At 53.7% G+C, this 628-nt stretch carries 1 rRNA gene; it reads left to right on the forward strand.

Annotated features, from left to right (window positions below):
- Positions 1 to 628 (forward strand): 23S ribosomal RNA (locus ACE5KN_RS31010); the annotation flags it as partial.

The following is a 628-nucleotide window of genomic DNA, read 5'->3' on the forward strand; positions in this document are numbered from 1 at the left end:
AGGCAAATCCGCACATCGTAAGGCTGGGCTGTGATGGGGAGTGAAAATTACAGTAGCGAAGGTCATGATCTCACACTGCCAAGAAAAGCCTCTAGCCAGGTGAAGGTGCCCGTACCGCAAACCGACACAGGTAGGCGAGAAGAGAATTCTAAGGCGCGCGGAAGAACTCTCGTTAAGGAACTCGGCAAAATGACCCCGTAACTTCGGGAGAAGGGGTGCCTCGGTAGGGTGAATAGCCCGAGGGGGCCGCAGTGAAAAGGCCCAAGCGACTGTTTAGCAAAAACACAGGTCTGTGCGAAGCCGCAAGGCGAAGTATACGGGCTGACGCCTGCCCGGTGCTGGAAGGTTAAGGGGAGCGGTTAGGGGTAACCCGAAGCTGTGAACCGAAGCCCCAGTAAACGGCGGCCGTAACTATAACGGTCCTAAGGTAGCGAAATTCCTTGTCAGGTAAATTCTGACCCGCACGAATGGCGTAACGACTTGGGCGCTGTCTCAACGAGAGATCCGGTGAAATTTTAATACCTGTGAAGATGCAGGTTACCCGCGACAAGACGGAAAGACCCCATGGAGCTTTACTGCAGCTTGATATTGAATTTGGGTACGATCTGTACAGGATAGGTGGGAGCCT

The organism is Paenibacillus terreus, from assembly GCF_042138595.1.
GTDB lineage: Bacteria > Bacillota > Bacilli > Paenibacillales > Paenibacillaceae > Paenibacillus > Paenibacillus terreus.